The organism is Lentzea sp. NPDC092896, from assembly GCF_044754905.1.
Lineage (GTDB): Bacteria > Actinomycetota > Actinomycetes > Mycobacteriales > Pseudonocardiaceae > Lentzea.
Window position 1 is genome coordinate 153,223 of record NZ_JBIVPX010000002.1, and the last position, 22,045, is coordinate 175,267.

The 22,045-nt window shown below is 69.4% G+C and carries 10 protein-coding genes; 5 read left to right on the forward strand and 5 right to left on the reverse strand.

What is annotated here, in order from left to right:
* Window positions 1-9: 9 nt before the first annotated feature.
* Window positions 10-3,699 (reverse strand): glycoside hydrolase family 2 TIM barrel-domain containing protein, encoded by a 3,690-nt coding sequence (locus ACIQF0_RS12260; RefSeq protein WP_401028189.1) that lies wholly within the window; start codon window positions 3,697-3,699, stop codon window positions 10-12.
* 238 nt (window positions 3,700-3,937) lie between these two features.
* On the opposite strand from ACIQF0_RS12260, the gene ACIQF0_RS12265 reads away from it, so the two are divergent.
* Together ACIQF0_RS12265 and ACIQF0_RS12270 are read left to right on the forward strand one after the other, a co-directional pair.
* Entirely contained in the window at window positions 3,938-5,329 is a 1,392-nt protein-coding gene (locus ACIQF0_RS12265; protein ID WP_401028191.1) for a BNR repeat-containing protein, read from the forward strand.
* Window positions 5,330-5,481: 152 nt separating this feature from the next.
* Window positions 5,482-7,242, forward strand: a complete 1,761-nt coding sequence (locus tag ACIQF0_RS12270; protein WP_401028194.1) for a rhamnogalacturonan lyase — start codon at window positions 5,482-5,484, stop codon at window positions 7,240-7,242.
* Between the two features lie 59 nt (window positions 7,243-7,301).
* Here ACIQF0_RS12270 and ACIQF0_RS12275 read toward each other — a convergent pair whose 3' ends face one another.
* Together ACIQF0_RS12275 and ACIQF0_RS12280 are read right to left on the reverse strand one after the other, a co-directional pair.
* On the reverse strand, window positions 7,302-8,309 hold the full coding sequence (locus tag ACIQF0_RS12275; RefSeq protein ID WP_401028196.1) for a GDSL-type esterase/lipase family protein: 1,008 nt from the start codon (window positions 8,307-8,309) through the stop codon (window positions 7,302-7,304).
* A complete protein-coding gene (locus ACIQF0_RS12280; RefSeq protein ID WP_401028199.1) occupies window positions 8,306-10,555 on the reverse strand; it encodes a rhamnogalacturonan lyase in 2,250 nt (749 codons plus the stop codon). The genes ACIQF0_RS12275 and ACIQF0_RS12280 overlap by 4 nt, the downstream gene beginning before the upstream one ends.
* A gap of 97 nt (window positions 10,556-10,652) precedes the next feature.
* Between ACIQF0_RS12280 and ACIQF0_RS12285 the strand changes: the two genes are divergently transcribed.
* The gene (locus tag ACIQF0_RS12285) at window positions 10,653-12,869 is read left to right on the forward strand and encodes a glycosyl hydrolase family 95 catalytic domain-containing protein (RefSeq protein WP_401028202.1); all 2,217 of its coding nucleotides are present in this window, start codon (window positions 10,653-10,655) and stop codon (window positions 12,867-12,869) included.
* Window positions 12,870-12,914: 45 nt separating this feature from the next.
* Here ACIQF0_RS12285 and ACIQF0_RS12290 read toward each other — a convergent pair whose 3' ends face one another.
* Window positions 12,915-14,207, reverse strand: coding sequence for a jacalin-like lectin (locus ACIQF0_RS12290; protein ID WP_401028205.1), 1,293 nt, complete (start codon window positions 14,205-14,207; stop codon window positions 12,915-12,917).
* Window positions 14,207-16,123, reverse strand: a complete 1,917-nt coding sequence (locus ACIQF0_RS12295) for a ricin-type beta-trefoil lectin domain protein (RefSeq protein ID WP_401028207.1) — start codon at window positions 16,121-16,123, stop codon at window positions 14,207-14,209. The genes ACIQF0_RS12290 and ACIQF0_RS12295 overlap by 1 nt, the downstream gene beginning before the upstream one ends.
* A 327-nt stretch (window positions 16,124-16,450) precedes the next feature.
* On the opposite strand from ACIQF0_RS12295, the gene ACIQF0_RS12300 reads away from it, so the two are divergent.
* Entirely contained in the window at window positions 16,451-18,712 is a 2,262-nt protein-coding gene (locus ACIQF0_RS12300) for a cellulase family glycosylhydrolase (RefSeq protein WP_401028210.1), read from the forward strand.
* Window positions 18,713-18,851: 139 nt separating this feature from the next.
* Complete coding sequence (locus ACIQF0_RS12305) at window positions 18,852-21,971, forward strand: family 78 glycoside hydrolase catalytic domain (protein WP_401028213.1); 3,120 nt, start codon at window positions 18,852-18,854, stop codon at window positions 21,969-21,971.
* Window positions 21,972-22,045 lie beyond the last annotated feature (74 nt).

Sequence of the window (22,045 nt, forward strand, 5' to 3'; positions counted from 1 at the left end):
CTCCACCGGTCAGGCCCCCGCCGGAAGGCCCGACCAGGCCTCTTGCGACGTCAGCGGTCGCATCGTGATCGTGTACTCGTAGGTGCTGTCAGGACGGACCTGGTTGCGCGGCCGCACCGGGTTCGGCGTGTCACCGACACCGGTCACGGCGTGGTCGGCGTGCAGCGTGAAGTACCCCTTGTTGCGCTGCAACATGAATGGGTAAGCGGCGCGCTCGATGTCGTCGTACTGCGTCACGCTGACCTCGGAAGCGCCCGACACCAGCAGACCGGACGTGCGGCCGTCGGTGAGCAACGCCCACCGGGTGTCGGTGTGGTTGCCGTGGTCCTGCGGACGGTGGTACTCGACGTACTGGTCGGCCACCGAACTGGAGTGCACCCCGATCGGCGTGCCGTCCTTGCGGTCGACGTAGCTCTCCGCCTTCCTGCCGTACCAGGAGAACTCGGAGTAGCGGTCGGGCACGGACAGCTGGACACCGATGCGCGGCAGGTACGGCAGGGTCCGCATGGAGCCCTGCGGCGTCACCCGGTGCCCGAGTCGCAGCACACCGGCCGAGTCCACCGCGTAGACCATCGTCTGGTCGAACCACGCCCCGCTGACACCGGGCGCGGCCACCTTGCTGTCCACGATGATCCGGGTGGTCCTGTGGCCGTCCTTCTCCACGCGCACACCGGACACGGTGGTCTCCAGGCGGTCCAGGCCTGCCTTGCGCCAGTCCTCACCCTCGGCGCGGCCCCACGTGTAGGTTTCGTTGCTGATCGGCGCACGCCACGCGTCGAGCTTCGGGCCACTGGCGAGCAGTTCGCGGCCCCACGACTTCATGGACGTCAGCGCGCCGGACTTCTTGTCGACCGTGTAGGTGGCACCCGCCGCCGTGGCGGTGACCTTCTGGGCATCCTCCTGGGTGAACACGACGGCCCAGTCGAGCGACGCCTTGTCCAGACCGGGAACGCGGCTGCCGCCCAGCGGGAACTGGTCGTGCGCGAGCACGTGCCCGGCCGGCAGCAGCGGCGCCGCGGCCGACGCGACGGTCTCGACGGTCAGGAACCGTTCCCGATCCGCGTCGTTGACCGGGACCGGCAGCGAGATCGCCGCGGTCGAGGCTGCGGCGACGCGCAACGGCTGTTCGCCGTTCTTGACCACCCGTGAGCCTTCGGTGACCCGCCAGCGCAGGGTGAGGTCGTCGGTGCCGGTGAACTGCCGCTCGTTGGTCACCGACAGCACGCCGCCGGAGTATCCGAACCGGATCGGCTGGTGTGCCCACGCCATCTGCGTGGTCTCCGGCTGCGGCTTGCGGTCCGTGCCGATCAGACCGTCCACACCGGACAACGTCGACCCGTACGCGAAGTGCGTGCCGCGTTCCCGCACGCTGTCGAAGTCGAGCGCCAGCACGGCGCCACCGGCCGGGACGGAGGAGGCACCGAGTTCCGTGGCCGGCAACGCCCGGTCGTAGACGCGCACGTCGTCGACCTCGCCACGGGACATCCAGCCGACGGTCGACGGGTCGTTCCACGACATCTCGAAGTCGCGGCCGATGTTCACGTCCGCCGCCGAGTGGTCGATCGCGCCGGTGAACGGCAGGGTGCCCACCTCGGCGCCGTCGATGTACAACCGCAGCGCGGTGCCGTCGTACGTGCCGCTGACCCGGTGCCACTTGCCGTAGAAGTCGGCGGGCACCTTCGCCTGCACGGCACGCCACGTGCCGCTGTGGACGAAGAACTCGAGCGTGGTCTCGTTCTTCATCTTGAGCGTCCACTGGTGGTCGCCCTTGGCGATGATGGGGAACTGGCCGGTCCACTTGCCGGGCTTGACCCACGCGTCCAGTGTGAGCGCGGTGCCGGTGATGTCGAGCCTGCGGTCGCGGTAGACCTCGACGAAGTCGTCGAGCCCGGACAGCGACAGCGCTTTGCCGCGGTGGCCGTCGACGAGCTTCGGTGCGCCCGACAACAGTGCGGTGATGTCGTTGCCCGAGCTGTCCGGCGCGATTCGGGTCTTCTGCCTGATGTTCTGCTCGGCCCAGTCCCAGATGAAGCCGCCCTGGGTCTGCGGGTTGGCCCGGATGATGTCCCAGAACTCCCGGAAGTTGCCCAGGCTGTTGCCCATCGCGTGGGCGTACTCGCCGAAGATCAGCGGTTTGGTCGTGCTCTTCGCCTGCTCGGCGAACCTCTCCGGCGACGGGTAGCGCGGTCCCCACACGTCGGCGAACGGCGCGTCGCCGTCGGGGTTGTTGGACTGGTGGTAGATCGGCCTCGACGGGGCGTTGGCCTTGAGCCACTTCGCCATCTCGTAGTGGTGCGCGCCGAGCCCGGCCTCGTTGCCGGTGTCCCAGAGGAAGACGCTCGGGTGGTTCTTGTCGCGTTCGACCATGGCGATCAGCCGGTCCAGGAAGGTGTCGCGCCACTCCGGCTGGTTCGCCTGGCACCACCGGGCGCAGTTCTCGTGGTTGTGGGTCTCGATGTCGACCTCGTCGTCGATCCAGATGCCGTGCCGGTCGGCGAGGTCGTAGAAGTACGGGTCGCTCGGGTAGTGCGAGGTGCGCACGGCGTTGACGTTGAGCTGCTCCATCAGCGCCACGTCGCGTTCCTGCGCCGCACGCGGGACGTGCCGGCCGTGGTCCGGGTCGGTCTCCGCGCGGTTGACGCCCTTGAACAGCACGCGCTTGCCGTTGACCAGCAAGGTCCGGTCCCGGATCTCGATCTCGCGGAAACCGGTGGTGTCGCTGGTGATGTGCGTGACCTTGCCGTCGGGTGCGGTCAGCGTCAGCACGACGGTGTAGAGGTTCGGCGTCTCGTCGGTCCACTTCGCCGGGTCGCGGACGGGCAACGTGAGGCGTGCGGTGCTGCTGTCCGTCTCCTGGCTCACCGAACCGACTTCGGCTCCGCGAGAGTCACGCAGGCTGGCGGTGACGCGGTGCGTGCCGGTCGTTCCGCCGGGTTTGTGGCCGAGTTCGACGTCCGCGGTGAGGGTCGCGTCGGTGTAGGTGGCGTCGAGGTCGGTCCTGAGGGTGACGTCCTGGATGAACGTGGCGGGCGTCGAGTACAGCGACACCGAGCGGAAGATGCCGGAGTACCGCCACTGGTCGTAGTCCTCGAGGTAGGAACCGGCGCTCCAGCGGTGCACCTGGACGGCGATCTTGTTGCGGCCCGGTCGCAGCGCGGAGGAGATGTCGAATTCGGCCGGGGTGTAGCCACCCTGGTCGTAGCCGATGTATTTGCCGTTGACCCACACGAAGTAGCCGGACGTCACGCCTTCGAAGCGCACGAACGTGGCGCGCTTCGTCCAGTCGGCGGGCACGTCGAAGTCACGGACGTACGCGCCGGTCGGGTTCACGTCGCGGGGCACGCGGGGCGGGTCGTCCGGCTGCACCTCGGTGGCGATGTTGCGGAAGATCGGGTGGTCCAGGCCGTCGGTCTGCCAGGTGTGCGGCACGGTCACCGCGCGCCAGCCCGAGGTGTCGTAGTCGTCGGCGTAGAACCGCGCGGGAACGTCGGCGGGCCTGTCCGCCATGGAGATCCGCCACTGGCCGTCCAGCGACCGCGTGAACGGGGTGCGCTCGTCACGACGCGCGGCCGCGCCGACATCCGCCTGGGGGAGCAGCAACGCGTGGTGCGGTTCCTGTCCCTCGGCGATCCTGCTCGGATCCTCGAGGTAGGCGTGCACGTCCGGAGGTGGGTCCGCGGCGGAGGCGATCGGTGTCATCGAACCCGCCGCAACCAGGAGGACCGTGGCAAGAACAATCGCACGCCGCACGCTGAACCTCCATGTTCAGACAGAACTGAACACAAGTGAACAGTTGGGCCGGAAGGGCGACAAGGGGCCACGAGGTCCGTGCCGTTCACATGCCACCGCTGTTATCGAACAGGTCGACGCTTGCGTTCGATTTTGTTCGACTTCACGCTCCGGGGGACAAGCCGAACCGCGACCAGCCGGGGGAACCGTGAAGAGGACAGCTCTGAGCCTGGTGGCCGCGGTGCTGCTGGCGTCGCCGGGAACCGCGATGGCGGCGCCGGCGGTCAGCCTCGTGAGCGACACGCTGCTCGATCCGTCCGCGCTGTACTTCGTGTCCTACGACGGAGTGGTGAACAACAACTCGTTCCAGCAGGACGCGATCCTGACCTATCAGGGACGTCAGTACGCCACCTGGTACACCGCGAGCCGCGAGGCCGTGGTCGCGCGGCGGACCGCGGGTGGTGCGCAGTGGGAGACCGTGGTCCTGCCGCACCGGCTCAGCGTCGACGACTCGCACAACGTGATCTCGCTGGGAATCTCCCCGCAGGACAACGCGATCCACGTCGCTTTGGACACCCACAACACGCGCTTGTTCTACTTCCGGTCGCAGCCGGGCCTCGCGACCGGCGCCCAGCAGTGGAACGCCGCCGCGTTCGGTCCGGTGCAGCGCACGCTCGGCGGTGTCGAGCTCGGGTCCATGACCTACCCGCAGTTCGTGGTGACGCCCGAGGGCAGGCTGCAGTTCAGCTACCGCACCGGTGGTTCCGGCAACGGTGTCAACGAGCTCGCCGAGTACTCCGGCGGCACGTGGCGCAAGCTCGGCGGCTGGTCGTCCGCCACCGGTTCGTACACCGGCCCGAACGGCGTGGTGTCCACCACCCGCAACATGTACCTGCACGGCCTGACGTATGACCGAAGTGGACGGTTGCACGCCGCTTTCACCTGGCGTGAAGGCAATGCCGGCGTGCTGTGCGACGCGGGCGGGCTGACCAACCACGACACCGGGTACGTCTACAGCGACGACCGCGGCCGGACGTGGCGCAACGGCGCCGGAACCGCGGTGGGCACCACCGGTGGCACGCCGGTGAACGTCAACTCGCCAGGACTGGTGGCCGATCCGCTCGACCCGAACCACGGCCTGATGAACCAGGAGAGTCAGGCCGTGGACTCCCAGGGCCGGCCGCACGTGGTGATCAGCTACGTCCCCGGCCGGTTCACCCAGTGCGTGTCGAACTACGCGCAGCAGCGCACGCAGTACGGCCGCACCTTCCACGTCTTCCGCGGAGCGGACGGCAGGTGGACCAAGATGGAGGTCCCGATCCCGCCGAACCACAGCCAGCGCACGAAGATCGTGTTCGACCGGGACGACAACGCGTACCTCGTGCTGCCGCGCGGGAAGATCGTGGCGGCGAGCAGGGCCAGCGGCTGGACGGACTGGACGACGTTGTTCGACCGCCCGTCGCTGCGGGCGTTCGGCGAGGTGAACGTGGACTCGTCCCGTGTCGCCTCCCAGGGGATCTTGTCGGTGCAGTACCAGCAGACCTCCAGCGGCACCACGCCGTCGCCGATCCGCGTCGCCGACTTCCGGCTGGGAGCCTGACCCCGTTTTGGTGAGTGGCGTCGAATCCAGGTCGAAGAAATCGCCCTCCGCGCATTCGATTTTTCGACGCTACCGTTCCTCCTGGTGAAACGTTTCAATTCTGCGGATCACTTCTGGGAGAACGAGTTCCGGTGTCAGGAGGGTGATCGACGATGAGACGGACAACGATGTCAGCGCTGCTCGCGGCGATACTCGTCGCGAGCGGTGTTCCGGCGCTCGCGGCCGAACCGGTGGGTGCCGACCGCGGACTGGTCAGCATCAGGTCGGTGCGCGGTGACGGCAACTTCGTGTCGTGGCGGCTGCTCGGTTCCGACGCCACCGACGTGGCGTTCAACGTCTACCGCGACGGGGTGAAGGTCACCCGCGCACCGGTGACGACGGCGACGAGCTATCTCGACGCGGGTGCGCCCGCGACCGCGTCCTACTCGGTGCGTCAGGTGAGCGGAGGCGTGGAATCGGCGGCGGCCACGCGGTCCGTCGGCACCCTGGCGACGAGCAGGGACGTCCCGATCCAGAGTCCGGGATCCGGTTACGTGGCGAACGACGCGTCGGTCGGCGACCTGGACGGCGACGGCGAGTACGAGATCGTCCTGAAGTGGGATCCCGCTGACGCCAAGGACAACTCGCAGGCGGGCCGCACGGGCAACGTGTACCTGGACGCGTACGAGCTCAGCGGAGCCAGGCTCTGGCGCGTCGACCTCGGCCGCAACATCCGGGCGGGCGCGCACTACACGCAGTTCCAGGTCTTCGACTACGACGGTGACGGCAGGGCCGAGATCGCCGTGAAGACCGCGGACGGCACGCGGTCCGGCACGGGACAGGTGATCGGCAACGCGAGCGCCGACCACCGCAACAGCGACGGCTACGTCCTGACCGGGCCGGAGTTCCTCTCGGTGTTCCGCGGCACGGACGGCGCGGTGCTCGACACCGAGAACTACGTGCCACCACGCGGAACCGTTTCGTCGTGGGGTGACAGCTACGGCAACCGGGTCGACCGCTTCCTGGCCGCCACCGCGTACCTGGACGGCTCGCGGCCGAGCATCGTGATGGCCCGCGGGTACTACACCCGCAGCGTGATCTCGGCGTGGGACTTCCGGGGCGGGCAGCTGACCCAGCGCTGGACGTTCGACTCGGCGTCCCAGTCGAACCGTTCGGCCTGGGAGGGCAAGGGAAACCACAACCTCTCCATCGCCGACGTGGACGCCGACGGCCGCGACGAGGTCGTCTACGGCTCGATGGCCATCGACGACAACGGCCGCGGCCTGTGGCAGAACAGCACCCACCACGGCGACGCCCTGCACGTCGGCGACTTCATCCCGTCCAGGCCGGGGCTGGAGGTCTTCAAGCCGTCGGAGTGGACGACCGAGGTCTCGCACTGGATGGGCGACGCGCGCACGGGTCAGATCATCTGGAGCGCGCCGTCGTGCGGCTGCGACAACGGCCGCGGGGTCGCCGCGGACATCTGGGCCGGCAACCCCGGCGCGGAGGCGTGGTCGGCATCCGTGGGAGGTCTGCGCAGTGCCACCACAGGAGCCCAGGTCGCCGCGCGGAAGCCGGGTTCGATCAACTTCGTGATCTGGTGGGACGGTGACGCGCAGCGCGAGTTGCTCAACGGCACCACGATCGACAAGTACGGCACCAACGGCGACACGCGGCTGCTCACCGGTTCGGGCGTGGCCTCCAACAACGGCACCAAGTCCACGCCGGCGTTGCAGGCGGACATCCTCGGCGACTGGCGCGAGGAGGTCATCTGGCGGACTTCGGACAGCAGCGCGTTGCGGATCTACTCGACGACCGAGCCGACGACGATCCGGCGGGCCTCGCTGATGGAGGACCGGCAGTACCGGGAGGCGGTGGCGTGGCAGAACACCGCCTACAACCAGCCGCCGCACCCGAGTTTCGCCTCGCCCTGATGTGCGTCGCCGAATCCGCGAACGGGTCGCCGTTCGCGGATTCGGTTCCTTTGCGCGGTCTAGATCCTGGCCGCGATGATCGGTGCCAGCCGGTCGGCGATCTTGCGATGGCCCTGGTCGTTGGGATGCACGTTGTCCGACGTGTCGGTGGCCTCGTCGATCCAGCCCATGGTGTCGACGAAGTGCACGTTGCCGTCACCGCCATCGGTGAGCGTCCGCACCGCAGCCTGGGTCTCCGGGAGGTACCGCTTGCGGAACGTCCCGAGCGCGAAGATCGCCGCCGTCGGGTACTTCTCCCGCGCACGCCGCAGCAGCGTGACGTAGGAGGAGCGGAACTCGTCCTTGGTGACGCTGTGGCCGACGTCGTTCGTGCCGAGGTTGATCACGACGGCGTTCGCCTTGTAGCGACCGAAGTTCCACGCGGGCGCGTTCAGCGCCAGGCCGGTGCGCAGGAAGCCCTCGCGCATGCTCAGGCAGCCGTCCGCCGCCGGGTGCAGGCACGCGCCGCCCACCGCGATCTGCGTGTGGCCGGCCTTCAGCTTCTCGCCGGTCAGCCAGCCGTACGCGGTGAGCGCCTGCTTCGACGACAACTGGCCGACGGTGATCGAGTCGCCGACGAACTCGATGATCTTCGACGGCACGGCGGGCGCGAACGTGCGGGCGCCGGTGTCGATCTCGATGCCCTGGTACACCGCGTCGCCCTTGTAGGAGCCCGCGATCGGGCGGTAGGAGACGCGCAGGGTGTGGTTGCCCGCGGCCAGTGGCGCCGGGGTGAGGTCCACGGTGCCGGTCCGGTTCACGTAGGACACGTCAGGCCCGCCGTCGATGCTCACGAAGAAGTCGATCGCGCGGCGCTGCCTGAGCTTCACCGTCCGGCCGGTGAAGCCGACGACGAGGTAGGCGCCCGCCCACTCGGAGACGTGGGCGCTCGACGCGCTCGTGTTCCAGCGGCCGAAGTACCTGACGTTCGGGTCGGTGGGCGGGCTCGTGGTGGCGGCGGACGCCGCCGGGGCCACGACGGAGGTGCTCACGAGCACCACCGCCGTGACGAGAAGTCGTGTGATCATGATCCGGCCAATCGGTGCGAGGGCAGGGGAACGCGTGACCAGTCGACGTCCGAGGCGAGGTAGAAGCTCGGGTACGAGGGCTGGTTGTAGGTGGTCTGCTGGCGGGCGACCTCGACGCGGTACTGGCGGTCGTGCATGAGCGTGTACATCTTGTGGTGCGTCGGTTCGGTGCTGAGGTAGAAGCGCAGGGCCGAGCTGTCCTGCGTGCGCACGACCAGTTCCTCGCGCCAGTCGCCGAAGACGTCGGCCACGAGCGACGGGTTTCCCTTGGTGCCGTTGTTGGCGCGCGTTCCGGTGGCGGTGAGCAGCGTGCCTCGCCGCCAGTCCTCGACGGCCGGCGTCACGTCCTGGGCGCCGGTCACGATCTGGGTGGTCAGGTCACCGGCCCAGCGGATGCTCATGTTCGTTCCGGGAGAACGGTTCTCGAGCCTGCGGCCGTCCGCGCTCCAGATGCCCGCGGAGTCCGAGCCGTTCGGCATGGACGCCCACGTCTCGAGGCCGGGCACGTCCGGGCGGACATCGCCGATCATGCCTCGGCCGGTGTCCATTCCGGAGTAGGCGCCGTAGATCGTCGCGCCGGTGCGGGCGTCGCGCAGCGCGTAGCCGTACGGGGCGGAGCGCGCGCCCTCGTGGACCATGTAGATCTCGAGACCGGGACGGTTCGGATCGATGTCGGTGACGTGCAGGGCGTCACCGTGCCCGACCCGGACCTCGGCTCCCGGTTCCGCGCTGCCCGGTGGCAGCACACCGACCGAGCTGTAGGTCAACGAGCCGTCGTCGTCGAGCGTCGCGCCACCGTAGATGATCTCCTGCCTGCCGTCGCCGTCCACGTCGGCGACGCTCAGCGAGTGCGAGCCCTGCGTCGTGAGCTTGGCGTGACTCGGGTTTGCGCCGTCACGTCCGTGCGGGGTGTCGCGGAACGGGTTCGTCATCGGTACCCAGCCGCTGTCGACGAGCCAGCGCTTCCTGAGCCGCCTGCCGTCCCAGTCGTAGGTCGCCACGGTGGAGCGGGTGTAGTAGCCGCGCGCGAAGATCGCGGACGGACGCTTGCCGTCGAGGTAGGCGACTCCCGACAGGAACCGGTCGACGCGGTTGCCCGGTTCGATGCGGGGCATCGCGTAGTCGCCCCACATCAGCCCGTCGTCGGTGCGGCCGGGTTCGTAGCGGACGGTCTGCAGCTCGCGTCCCGTGGCGCCGTCGAACACCGTCAGGTACTCCGGGCCGTCGACGATGAAACCGGCGAACTGGCGCAGCTTGTTGTTGGCGCTGCGGGACGGCGCGTAGACGTCGATGAAGTGGTCGACCACTGCTGCGGCGTCCTCTGTGGACAGCGGGTAGGCGTACCGCGGCTCGATGCCGAACGCCTGCTCGAGCGTCGCGGGCCACCGGCCGGCGACCACCTCGGGATGGTCGTCCCAGCCGCGGAACACGCCGATGAGATGGTCGCGGTAGCCCTCCGGGCTGAGCCGGTAGTCGTCGGTGTGCCGATATCCCGCGCGCACGTCCTCCCGTGGCATCGTGATGTACCGCTCGCGGCCGTCACGAGTGCCCGGCGCGGTCTTCGTCATCAGCTCCGCGCGGCCGTCACCGTCGAAGTCGTAGACCAGGAACTGGGTGTAGTGCGCGCCCGCCCGGATGTTCACGCCGAGGTCGATCCGGTGCAGCAGCGTGCCGTCGAAGCGGTAGGTGTCGAGGTACACCGGTCCGGTGTAGCCGACCTGCGAGACGTCCTTGGAGTTGCCGGGATCCCACTTCACGACGTACTCGTACTGGCCGTCGCCGTCCACGTCACCGACGCTGACGTCGTTGGCGGAGTAGGTGTAGCGCTCACCGGCCGGCGTCACGCCGTCCGCGGGCTTGTGCAGCGGCAGGTCGTGGTGTGGCGCCGTCCAGGCCGTCACGGACTTGCTGCGCCCCAGCGGCACACCGCGTCGCACGGGAGCGACCTGGTATCGCGCTCCAGGTGCCGCGCCGGTGTCGACGTACGTGGTGCTGTCGGTGACGGTCGCGATGCGCCTCCCGTCCCGGTAGACCGCGAAATCGGGTCCCGAGAGGCCGGTGGCGGTGGCGCCGGTGGCCTCCTGGCCGAGCAGGCGCCAGCTCAGGTGCACACCGCCCTCGACCGAGGCCGCGACGAGCCCGCGGTCGAGGTGTTCACCGGGCGTGGGGTGCGCGGCGGCGGGCAGTTGCCCGGCCAGGGCGGCGGTGAACACGAACGGCAGCAGAACCCCTCGTCGCAGATCCACGACGGCTACCATGAACCCTGTCCAGCACCTGACGCAAGGGTCTGAATGTGTTGCTGCATAATGCGGAAAGCGTTTTCCTGATTTACCGTCGAATCGAGTGCGTCGTTCGACGGAAGAGGTGTCGAACGAGTCGAATCGCCCTGGTGGCGCCGCGGTGACCCGCCTGTGGTTCGAGGCCCCCGCCGCGGCGTGGGAGGAAGCGCTGCCGCTGGGCACCGGCAGGCTCGGCGCGATGTGCTTCGGCGGCGTCGACGCCGAACTGGTGCAGCTCAACGACGACCGGCTGTGGACGGGCTCGCCGCTGCCGGCGCCGTCCGGTGATCCGGACCTGGTGGAACAGGCCCGTTCGCACGTGCTGGCCGGCTCACCTCGCGCGGCGGAGGAGGTGCTGCGACGCCTGCAGGGGCCTGACACCGCGAAGTACCTGCCGCTGGCGGAGGTCTCGCTCGTCAGCGGACCGGGCAGGGCCGAGGCCTACCGGCGTGAGCTCGACCTGCGCACCGGCACGTACTCGGTCTCCTACCGGACCGGGCGGACGGCGGTGCGGCGGGAGGCCGTGTGCCACGCGGGCCTGCACGTCCTGGCGCTGCGGGTGACCGGTGCCGGGGTGAGCCCGGTGCTGCGCGGGTCGTTGCCAGGAGAACACTTCACCTCGTCCGGCGGGATCGTGGGGGTGCGGGGCGTGGTGCCGTCCGGGATGGCCTGGGCGGCGGTCGTGGCGGTGGACGGCGACACGGTCTACGTCACCACGGAGGCCGGTTACCGCGGGCCCGGCACCGCGCCGGTGGACGATCCCGCCGAGTGCTCCCGCGCGGCGCTCGAACGGGTCGAACAGGCCCGCGGGCTGGGCTGGGCGACGTTCCGCGACCAGGCAATCCAGGCCCATCGGGCGCTGTTCGACCGGGTGAGCCTCCAACTGGGCCCGGTGCCGGACCTGCCGACGGACGAGCGGATCGCGCGCCCCGACCGGGCGTTGCCCGCGCTGCTGTTCCAGTACGGCCGCTACCTGCTGATCACCAGCTCCCGGCCGGGCACGCTGCCCGCGAACCTGCAGGGCGTCTGGAACCCGCACACCGATCCGCCGTGGCGCGGCAACTACACGCTCAACATCAACCTGCAGATGAACTACTGGCCGGCCGAGGTCACCGCGTTGCCCGAGTGTCACGAGCCGCTGCTGGAGTTCGTCGCGCGGCTGGCCGGACCCGGTGCGGCGACGGCGAAGGCGCTCTACGGCGCGCCGGGGTGGGTGGCGCACCACAACAGCGACCCGTGGTGCCTCACCACCCCGGTCGGCGCCGGCGCCGGCGACCCGGCGTGGGCGAACTGGCCGATGGCCGCGGCGTGGCTGTGCCGGCATCTCCTGGACCGCTACGCCTTCACCGGTGACGTCGGCTGGTTGCGTGACCACGCGTGGCCGGTGCTGCGCGGGGCGGCCGAGTTCTGCCTGCACTGGCTGGTCTCCCGCGACGGCGTGCTCACGACGGCGCCGTCGACGTCACCCGAGAACCACTACCTGGCCGGGGGAGAGCCGGTCGCGGCCGGCGTCGGGTCCACCATGGACCTGGCGTTGACGGCGGACCTGTTCGCCGGCCTGGTCGAGGTCGCGGACGTGCTGGGGCTGCGCGACGACGTCGTGGACGAGGTGCGGAGGATCGAGCTGCCGCCACCGCCGATCGGGTCGCACGGCGGCCTGCTGGAGTGGGCCGACGAGGTACCTGACGCGGAGCCGGGCCATCGGCACGTGTCGCACCTGTACGGCCTGTATCCCGGTGATCAGATCGATCCCGTGCGCACTCCGGCACTGGCCGAGGCCGCCCGGCGTGCGCTCGTCGCCAGGGGAGACGCGGGCACGGGTTGGTCGCTGGCCTGGAAAGCCGCTTTGTGGGCCCGGCTCGGTGACGGCGACCGCGCGCACACGTTGCTCTCGATGTTGCTGACGGAGGCGACGGAAGGAAGTCCGCACGGCGGCGGGGTGTACCGCAACCTGCTGTGCGCGCACCCTCCGTTCCAGATCGATGGCAACTTCGGTGCCACCGCGGCGATCGCGGAGATGTTGTTGCAGAGCCACACCGGCGAGCTGCGCCTGCTGCCCGCGCTCCCCTCGGCCTGGCCGACCGGGGTGGTGCGCGGACTGCGGGCACGAGGCGGAGTGGTCGTCGACGTGTGGTGGGACGGAGGGGAGCTGAAAGCTGTCGCGCTGCGCACTCTCCACGGGGAGAGGACAGTTGTCGTGACGTGCCAGGGACATGCGGCAGAAGTGACGATCCGTCCGGACGTTCAGCTGATGCTCGGTGAGAAGCTCGTCCCGCGGTGACGAACGTTCGCGCCCAGGCACCTGCCTGGGCGCGAACGTCGTCGCTCAGGCGGGCACGAAGATCGCGCCGAGCCGATCGATCTCGGTGCCCGACCGGCCGGTGAACCCGGCGATGCGCCAGCCCGGCGGTGCCGTGACGGTGAGCGTCTCCCCGGTCGGCTGACCCGCCGAGAGCGTGCGTCCGCGGTTGGTGGTGAACGCGGCCGAGAACACCCGCGTGCGTCCGTTGTACTTGCTCTGGGTCAGTTTCGCGGACACGAAGTGTTCACCCGGTTCGAGCGTCAGGGACGTGGCCGTTCCGCCAGAGCCGCCGTGGGTGAGCGTCGTGCCGTTCGTGAGCGTGGCGGCGATCTGGTCCAACCTGCTGGCACCGCGCAATGTGAGCGTGCGCACGGCACCCAGGTCGACTGCCGCCACGTCGGTGAACGGGCTGCCGTGCGGACCACCGGCTTCGGCGCTGAGCTGGATGCCGTCGTCCGCCGTCCAGTCGAACCGCGCGGCGATCGGGTAGTGGTCGGACAGCGGTTTGCCCTGTGCGTCCACGAACGCCGCGTTGTCGTTGCGGTAGTCGCGAGCGGTCAGCGTGATCTGCCGGTTGCCCCGGTACAGGATCTTGTCGACGACCTCGCACGAGTCGGTGAGCGCCGCCGGGTCGCACACCAGCGCCGGGTCGCCCGCCGCCGGTGCCTGGCCGCCGCGTTCGAGCTGCACCCACGCGTCGGTGAGTCCGATGGTGGTGACCAGTTCGCGGATGTTGTCGTCCGCGCGGGTGTAGCGGGTGTTGGTGTCTCCCATGACGATGACCGCGTTGCCCGCCGAGTTCGCGGCGATGAAACGGGACAGCTGGGTGATGTTCGACCGGCGTGCGGCGAGGTCCGCGTTCTCGGTACCGGCGTTGGGGTGCAGGTTGTAGAGGTCCACGGACACGCCCGGGGCCAGCTCGACGCGCTGGTATGAGAAGCCCTTGGGCGTGAGGCAGTCCGTGCCGTTGCAGGACGACCACTTCGTGCGTTCGAGATCGCTGTAGGGCCGGTGCGACAGCGTGTTCAGGCCGCTGCCGAACGGGACGCCACCGGTCGTGGGTGTGCGGTGGGCGTGGTTGTCACCCGCGTACAGCGCCGCGTGGTAGTTGAAGTCCTCCTGGACGTTGACGATGTCGTAGGGCGCGAGACGCGGGCTGATCAACGGGGTGTTCACGGCGGGGTCGCCGGAGGAGAGCGGTTCCGGCAGGCCCGCCACGTTGTAGGTCAGCACCTCGAAGCTGCCACCGGTGGTGGCGTGTGCCGGCGTGGCGAGCGCTGCCAGCACCACGGGGATCAGGAGCAGGGGTCTGATCATCAGTTTCGCGTCCACTTCTGGTTGGCGGCGCCGTTGCACTTCCACAGCACGAGTTTCGTGCCGTTGGCGGTCGCCGCGTTGTAGGCGTCGAGGCAGAGACCGGACTGCACGCCGGTGATGGTGCCGTCGGCGTTGAGGTTCCACTGCTGGTTGGTGCCACCGGTGCACTCGTAGATGGCGACCTTCGTGCCGTTGGTGGTGCCGTGGTCCCACGCGTCGAGGCACTTGTTGCCGTAGACCACGAGTTCCTTGCGGGTTGTGAGCGTGAACGTCTGCTGCTCGCCGCCGTTGCAGTCCCACAGCTGGGCCTGCGTGCCGTTGGTGATGGTGTTGCCGTTGATGTCCGCGCATCGGCCGGACTGCGAGCCGATCACCTCGGTGCCCGCCGTGCCGGGCAGTTCGCGCACCTCGACGGCCGTCACCCCGGTTCCGGACAGCGTCAGCGAGTTGGTTCCCTTCGCCAGGGCCACGATCGCGGACACGGTGCCCCGGGGCGTCGGCGGAAGCGCGAGCGTGGTGGGGATCTGGCCGCCGTTGACCTGCAGGGTGGACTGGCGGGCGACGCGATCGGCGTTGGTGTACTCGAACGTGGCGACCGCCAGCCCGCCGGCACTGGCGGTGATGCCGGTGGCGCGGGAGTTCGCGACGGGGTAGGTGGCGGCGCTCGCCTCCGTGCCGGCGACGGACAGCAGCACCGCGTCGCCCGCCGGAACCGTCACGCTGTGGCTGCCGTTGGTGATCGGCGTGGCGATGCCGCTCCACAGGTCGCGTGCGGCCGCCATCCGGCCGGCCAGGCCGAGATCCGCCAGCCTGACGGTCATGGTGGCCGCCGAGGACGTCCGGTTGAGCAGGGCCACCGCCCTGCGTCCGCTGCCGGACAACACCTTCGCGTAGACCTGCTGGTCGCGGACGTCCTCCGCGACCTCCACGGCGGGCAGTCCGCGCGGGTCCTGGCCCACGGCGAGCACCTCGCGGTTGGTCAGCACCCCGAGCGCGCTGTCGTTCAGCCTCGTCAGGTCGTTGCCGAGCAGCATCGGCGAACCGCCGACCGCCCACAGACCCATGTGCACCCGGCTCGCCGCGGCGGACAGGCCGGGCATGCCGATCATCATCATGTCCGGGTCGTTGTAGTAGCCGGTGTGCTGCGCGGTCGGCCGCTGGTTCTTGTCGAAGTTCTCGTGGACCATGCCGATCGACGGCGTCTCGTGCGCGAAGATGATGTCCGTTCCGGTGCGCCACAACGGGGCCATGCCCGGCGCCCAGTTCCACGGGTCGTTCTTGCCCCACTCGCAGATCGACAGCACCAGCTCACGTCCGGTGGTGGCGCTCGCCTTGGCCGCGGCGTCGCTGAGCGCCCGGTAGGTGGTGGGCGCGTCGAGCTGCTCGACGTCGGCGCCGCACCAGTCGACCTTGACGTAGTCGAAGCCCCAGCGGGAGAACCGCAGCATGTCCTGCTCGTAGTGCCCCTCGCTGCCGGTGCCGGCGTGCGGCGGGCCGGGAGTGGGGAAGTAGTAGCCGCAGCCGTTCTTGCCGGCGTCGGTGTAGATCCCCGCCTTGAGTCCCTTGCCGTGGATGTAGTCGGCGATCGCCTTCATGCCACCGGGCCACTGGGCCTCGTCGACGGTGATGTCGCCCGCGCCGTCGCGGGTGCCCTTCCACCAGCCCGAGTCGATGTTGACGTACCGGTAGCCGGCGGCCGCGAGCCCGGACGACACCAGCGCGTCGGCCTGCGCCTTGATCACGTTGTGGTCGATGTTCTCGAAGAACGTGTTCCACGAGGCCCAGCCCATCGGCGCGGCGGGCACCCGGACCTGGTTCCCGGAGATCGCGGGCCCGGCGGAGGCAGGTGTACCGCCGATCGCGGTGACGGTGCTCAGGGCGACTATCAGAACGAGTAGTCGTGTGAACGTTAACATGAGGGGTTGGGACTCGCTTTCCGCTTTTGCAGGGGGATTCGAGGAAAGAGAATTCGGGCAGGATGTGAGCGCTGCCATAATCTAGTCGCGAACTCGGGCCGTCAACGGTTCGGCGAATGTTCGCGGTCGATTCGACGAATGCGTTCGACGGTATGACAGAGGCCGTCCGGCCGGACAAAGCCGAGGTCAGCCGGATGTCCGCACCGGACAGGCTCCGCCGGTGGGCCACTCGGCGGTGTCTCCGGGTGATCGGCTGGCTAGTGTCCGAATTCTGGGAGCGCTCCCAGAATTCCCCGAGAATAATCGAACATTCCCCTGGAGGTCGTCGTGACCTTGCGATTTCTCCGAGCGGTGGTGACCGGGCTGCTGCTGGCCGCCTGTGTCGTCATCGCTCCCGCCGCGGTGAACGCCGCCGCACCAGCGCGAGTGATGGCGCTCGGTGACTCCATCACCGGCTCCCCGGGGTGCTGGCGGGCGCTGCTGTGGAAACACCTGCAGGACACCGGGTACACCGACGTCGACTTCGTCGGCTCACTCCCGGCGCAGGGCTGCGGTTTCGCCTACGACGGTGAGAACGAAGGCCACGGCGGGTTCCTCGCGACCAACATCGTGCGGGACAACCAGCTTCCCGGCTGGCTCTCCTCGGCGCGGCCGGACGTCGTGCTCATGCACCTCGGCACCAACGACGTGTGGAACAACATCCCCGCGAGCACGATCCTCAACGCCTACACCGCGTTGCTCGGCCAGATGCGGGCGAGCAACCCCGCGACCAAGCTGATCGTCGCGCAGATCATCCCCATGAACCCGTCGAACTGCTCCGCGTGCGGGCAGCGGGTGGCCGACCTGAACGCCGCGATTCCCGGCTGGGCGCGGGCGAACAGCACCACGGCGTCCCCGATCACGGTGGTGGACCAGTGGACCGGGTTCGACACGGCCGCCGACACCGGCGACGGCGTGCACCCCAACAGCACCACCGGCATCCAGAAGATCGAGAGCCGCTGGTACCCGGCACTGGTGGCGGCGCTGCGGTCGCAACCCGCGGCGGTGGGTCTGCACGTTGAGGGAACGCGGGTCGTGGAGGGCAACGGCGCCACGTTCGTCATGCGCGGCGTGAACCACGCGCACGTCTGGTACCAGAGCCAGACCAGGGCGTTCGCGGACATGAAGACCTTCGGCACCAACACGGTGCGCGTCGTGCTGGGCAGCGGGCAGCGGTGGGGACCTACTCCGGCGGCGGAGGTCTCGAGCGTCATCTCGCTGTGCAAGCAGAACAAGCTGATCTGCGTGCTGGAGGTGCACGACACCACCGGTTTCGGCGAGCAGAGCGGCGCCGCGAGCCTGGACCAGGCCGCGACCTACTGGATCAGCGTGGCCGACGCGTTGAAGGGGCAGGAGAACTACGTCGTCGTCAACCTGGGCAACGAGCCGTTCGGCAACAACGCCTCGGTGAGCGCGACGTGGGCCAGTGCCACGAGCAGCGCGATCAGCAGGCTGCGCGGCGCGGGACTCCAGCACCTGATCATGGCCGACGCGCCGATGTGGGGCCAGGACTGGGGCAACATCATGCGCGACAACGCGGCGTCGGTGTTCAACGCCGATCCGTTGCGCAACACCGTGTTCTCCATCCACATGTACGGCGTCTACGACACCGCGGCCGAGATCAACGCCTACTTCGACGCGTTCCGGACCGCCGGCCTGCCGCTGGTGGTGGGGGAGTTCGGGCACAACCACAGCGACGGCGACCCGGACGAGGCCACGATCATGGCGCAGGCCCAGGCACGCGGCCTCGGTTACCTCGGCTGGTCGTGGAGCGGCAACAGCAGCGACGTCGGCTACCTCGACATGACCAACTCGTTCAACCCGGCGAGCCTCACCTCCTGGGGTGAGCGGTTCCTCAACGGCGCCAACGGGGTCCGGCAGACCTCGAAGGAGGCCACGATCTACGGAGGTGGCGATCCCGGCGACACCGTGGCGCCCTCCACACCGGGCACTCCGGTGGCGTCGGCGGTCACGTCCACCGGCCTCACGCTGAACTGGACGGCGTCGACCGACAACGTCGGCGTCACCGGCTACGACGTGCTGCGCGCCGTCGGCAGCGGCGCGTTCACCGCGGTGGGCTCGGCGGCGACCGCCACGTACGCCGACTCCGGTCTCTCGCCGTCGACCACCTACCGGTACCAGGTGCGGGCGAAGGACGCCGCCGGCAACGTGTCGGCGAGTTCCGGCATCGTGTCGGCGACGACCGGCGCGGGTGGCGGCACCGGTGCCTGCAAGGTCGGCTACTCCGGCCAGAACTGGGGCGGTGGCAACGGTTTCACCGCCAACGTCACCATCACCAACACGGGCACCTCCGCGGTCGACGGCTGGACGCTGGCCTTCAGCTACGCAGGCGGCCAGAAGGTCACGCTGCCCGGCTGGGGAGCGACGTTCGCCCAGTCCGGTGCCGCGGTCACCGCGACCAACCTGACCTGGAACCGCACGCTGGCGCCGAACGCGTCGGTGGGCATCGGGTTCAACGGCACGTACAGCGGGTCGAACCCCGCGCCGACCTCGTTCACCCTCAACGGAAGCACCTGCACGACCGGTTGACGTTTAAACGATTCAACCGGTGATGTCCGATTGCGGACAGCCTGCTCCCGCAGTCCTTGACACTCCGACCAGCTCGCCACAGTCTTGCCCTCGACGCCGCGATTGAAACGTTTCATCCAGCGACGAAGGTGGAGACGACGTGCGCAGACGTGAGTTCCTCAGGACATCGGCTGTCGGGCTGTCCGCGACGGCGCTCCCGGTCGGGGTGGCGCACGCCGGGCCGGTCGACAAGGCTGGTGGCATGCGGGTCGTGCGCACGACCGTCGAGTACGCGGAAACGCTGCTGGGCACCGATGTCACGGCACCTCGCCTCGGCTGGGTGCTGGCGGCGGAAGGCACCGGCGCACAGCAGACCGCCTATCAGGTCGAGGTCGGCACCGCGCCCGGACGGTCGGACGTGTGGCAGTCCGGCAAGGTTGGTTCTGACCGGACCGCAGGGGTTCCGTTCGCGGGCAAGGAACTGAAGCCGCGCACGCGTTATCACTGGCGGGTGCGCGTGTGGGACGGCTCCGGCCGGGTGTCGGCGTGGAGCACGACGAGCTGGTGGGAGACCGCCCTGCTCGGCACGCCGTGGCAGGCGCGGTGGATCGGTGCCGCGGACACGTCTATCACCTTCGCCGGTGCCTCGTGGATCTGGTCGGCGACGTCGCCGGTGGAGAGCCGGTGGTTCCGGACGTCGATCGACCTTCCGGCGGACGCGGTCAGGGCCAGGCTCGTCGCGACCGCGGACGACGACTTCACCTTGTACGTCAACGGTTCTGAGGTCCTGCACGTCCCGGAGCAGGTCGACGTGTGGAAGGTCGGGCAACGCGCCGACGTGACCCGCCTGGCCGGCCGCCGGATCGTGCTGGCCGCCCGTGCCACCAACAGGTCGACAGGACCGGCCGGGCTCCTGCTGCGGCTCGTGGTCGATCTTCCCGACGGTCAGCGCGAGATCGTCACCGGTCCCGGCTGGAAGGTCGCGCAGACCGAGCACCCCGGCTGGCAGACCCCGGACTTCGACGACTCCGCGTGGACACCGGCGACCGTGCTCGAACCGTACGGCCAGGGGCCGTGGGGAGCGAACGTCACGGTCAAGGAGCAGCCCGCGCCGTTGCTGCGCAGGGAGTTCGCGCTCACAAAACCGGTCAAGCGCGCCCGGCTGTACGTCAGCGGCCTCGCGTACCACGAGACCGAGATCAACGGACGGCGCGTCGGCGACCGGGTGCTGGATCCCGGGTTCACCGACTACGACAACACCGTTCTGTACGCGACGCACGACGTCACGAGCCTGGTTCGCAGTGGCCGCAACGCGATCGGCGTGACGCTGGGCCGCGGCTTCTACGGCATGAAGACGCCGAACGTGTGGCGGTGGGAGCGCCCGCCGTGGCACGACGAGCCGAAACTGCTGGCACAGCTGGAGATCGACCATCCGGACGGTACCCGCACGACCATCACGTCGGACGAGGAATGGCGCCTGACCGACGGCCCCACGGTGTCGAACTCGCTCTACACCGGCGAGACCTACGACGCCCGCCTCGCCCCGCGCGACTGGACGAAACCGGGCTTCGACGACGGTGCGTGGCAGCGCACTTCCGTCAGGCCGGCGCCGAAGGGCACGCTGAAGGCCCAGGAACACGAACCGATCCGCGTGATCGAGTCGGTCACGCCGACTGTGAGCGTGCTCAAGCCAGGTGTGTTCGTCGCCGACATGGGCCGCACGATGTCCGGTTGGACGCAGCTCACCGTCACCGCACCCGCCGGCACCCTGGTGCGGCTCAAGCACGGCGAGACGCTGAACTCCGATGGCAGCGTTCACATGGAGAACGGGCACGTCACCGCCAACCGCATCCAGCTCGACGAGTACGTCTGCGCCGGTGGCGCGGAGACGTGGGAACCCAAGTTCTCCTACAAGGGCTTCCGCTACGTCGAGGTGACCGGACTGACGGCGGCGCCAAAGCTGGTCGGCCGGCTGGTGCACTCGGACGTGCCGCGGGCCAGCACCTTCCGCTGCTCCGAGCCGTTGTTCGAGCAGTACGACGCCGCGATGCGCCGCACCGTCGCGAACAACCTGCACGGCATCCCCACCGACACCCCGACCTACGAGAAGAACGGCTGGACCGGCGACGCGCAGGTCGGCGCGCCGTCGATGCTCGCCGAGTTCGGCATGGCGAAGTTCTTCACCAAGTGGCTCGGCGACCTCGCGGACGGCCAGGACGCGGCCGGCCAGCTCCCGGTGATCGTGCCGAGCGGCGGCTGGGGCTACCGCGAACTGGCGCCCGCTCCCGAGTGGACGACCGTGTACCCGTTCGTGCTCAGGGAGATGTACCGGATCTACGGCGACGACCGGTTGCCCGCGCAGCACTGGCCGGTGCTCACCCGCTACCTGGACTGGGAGATCGGCAGGCTGCGCGACGGCCTCGCGATCACCGCGCTCGGCGACTTCCTGCCGCCCGACTCCGGCGGCATCCCGCCCGAGGACACCAGACTCACCGCCACGGCGTACCTCTACCGCGCGTTGGTGCACACCGCCGAACTCGGTGACGTGATCGGCAAGCCCGTCCCGCGCTACCGGGAGGTGGCCGCGAACCTGTTGTCAGCCTTCAACACCACCTTCCTGGACGGCTACTACCGCACCGCCAAGGACACCGACTACCGGCAGACGTCCAACGCGATCCCGCTCGCGTTCGGCATGGTGCCCGCGGGCTCGATCCAGGCGGTCGCGGACAAGCTGGCCGCCGAGGTCCGCGCGAACGGCAACCACGTCAACGTCGGCTGCCTCGGCGCCAGCGTGCTGCTCCAGGCGTTGGGCGACAACGGTCACGCCGACGTCGCACACGCCATGGCCACCGAGCGGTCGTACCCGAGCTGGGGCCACTGGTTCTCGAACGGCGCCGACACCATGTGGGAGATGTGGGACACCGGCACCCGTTCCCGCAACCACTACTTCAAGGGCACCATCGCGCAGTGGCTGTACGAGCACGTCGCCGGCCTGCGGCCGGGCGACGCGGGCTACCGGACGTTCACGGTCCGGCCCTCCGCGACCGCTCTGGCGTGGGCGCGGATGGAGTTCGAGAGCGTGCGCGGCCGCATCAGCGTGGGGTGGGCGAAGGTCGACGGCGTGCTGCGCCTGACCGTCGAGGTGCCGGTCGGGTCGACCGCAGAGGTCCACGTGCCGCATGCCAGCGGTGTCGCGGTGGTGAAGGTGCCGCACGGGAAGTGGAGGTTCACCGGGGGAGGGAGCGCCGCAGCGGCGGCGACCGCCGAGCCGGCTTCCTGAGGCCGGCAACGTGCCGCGTTCTGACGGACGCGGCGCGCTGCTGTCCCCCGTGAGAGCTACTCCCGGCTGTCCTC

What these genes read in the sequence shown, in the direction of transcription:
- ACIQF0_RS12290 (WP_401028205.1), bottom strand. Translation starts at nt 14,207, where the DNA reads ATGATCAGACCCCTGCTCCTGATCCCCGTGGTGCTGGCAGCGCTCGCC.
- ACIQF0_RS12260 (WP_401028189.1), bottom strand. Translation starts at nt 3,699, where the DNA reads ATGACACCGATCGCCTCCGCCGCGGACCCACCTCCGGACGTGCACGCC.
- ACIQF0_RS12270 (WP_401028194.1), top strand. Translation starts at nt 5,482, where the DNA reads ATGAGACGGACAACGATGTCAGCGCTGCTCGCGGCGATACTCGTCGCG.
- ACIQF0_RS12295 (WP_401028207.1), bottom strand. Translation starts at nt 16,123, where the DNA reads ATGTTAACGTTCACACGACTACTCGTTCTGATAGTCGCCCTGAGCACC.
- ACIQF0_RS12275 (WP_401028196.1), bottom strand. Translation starts at nt 8,309, where the DNA reads ATGATCACACGACTTCTCGTCACGGCGGTGGTGCTCGTGAGCACCTCC.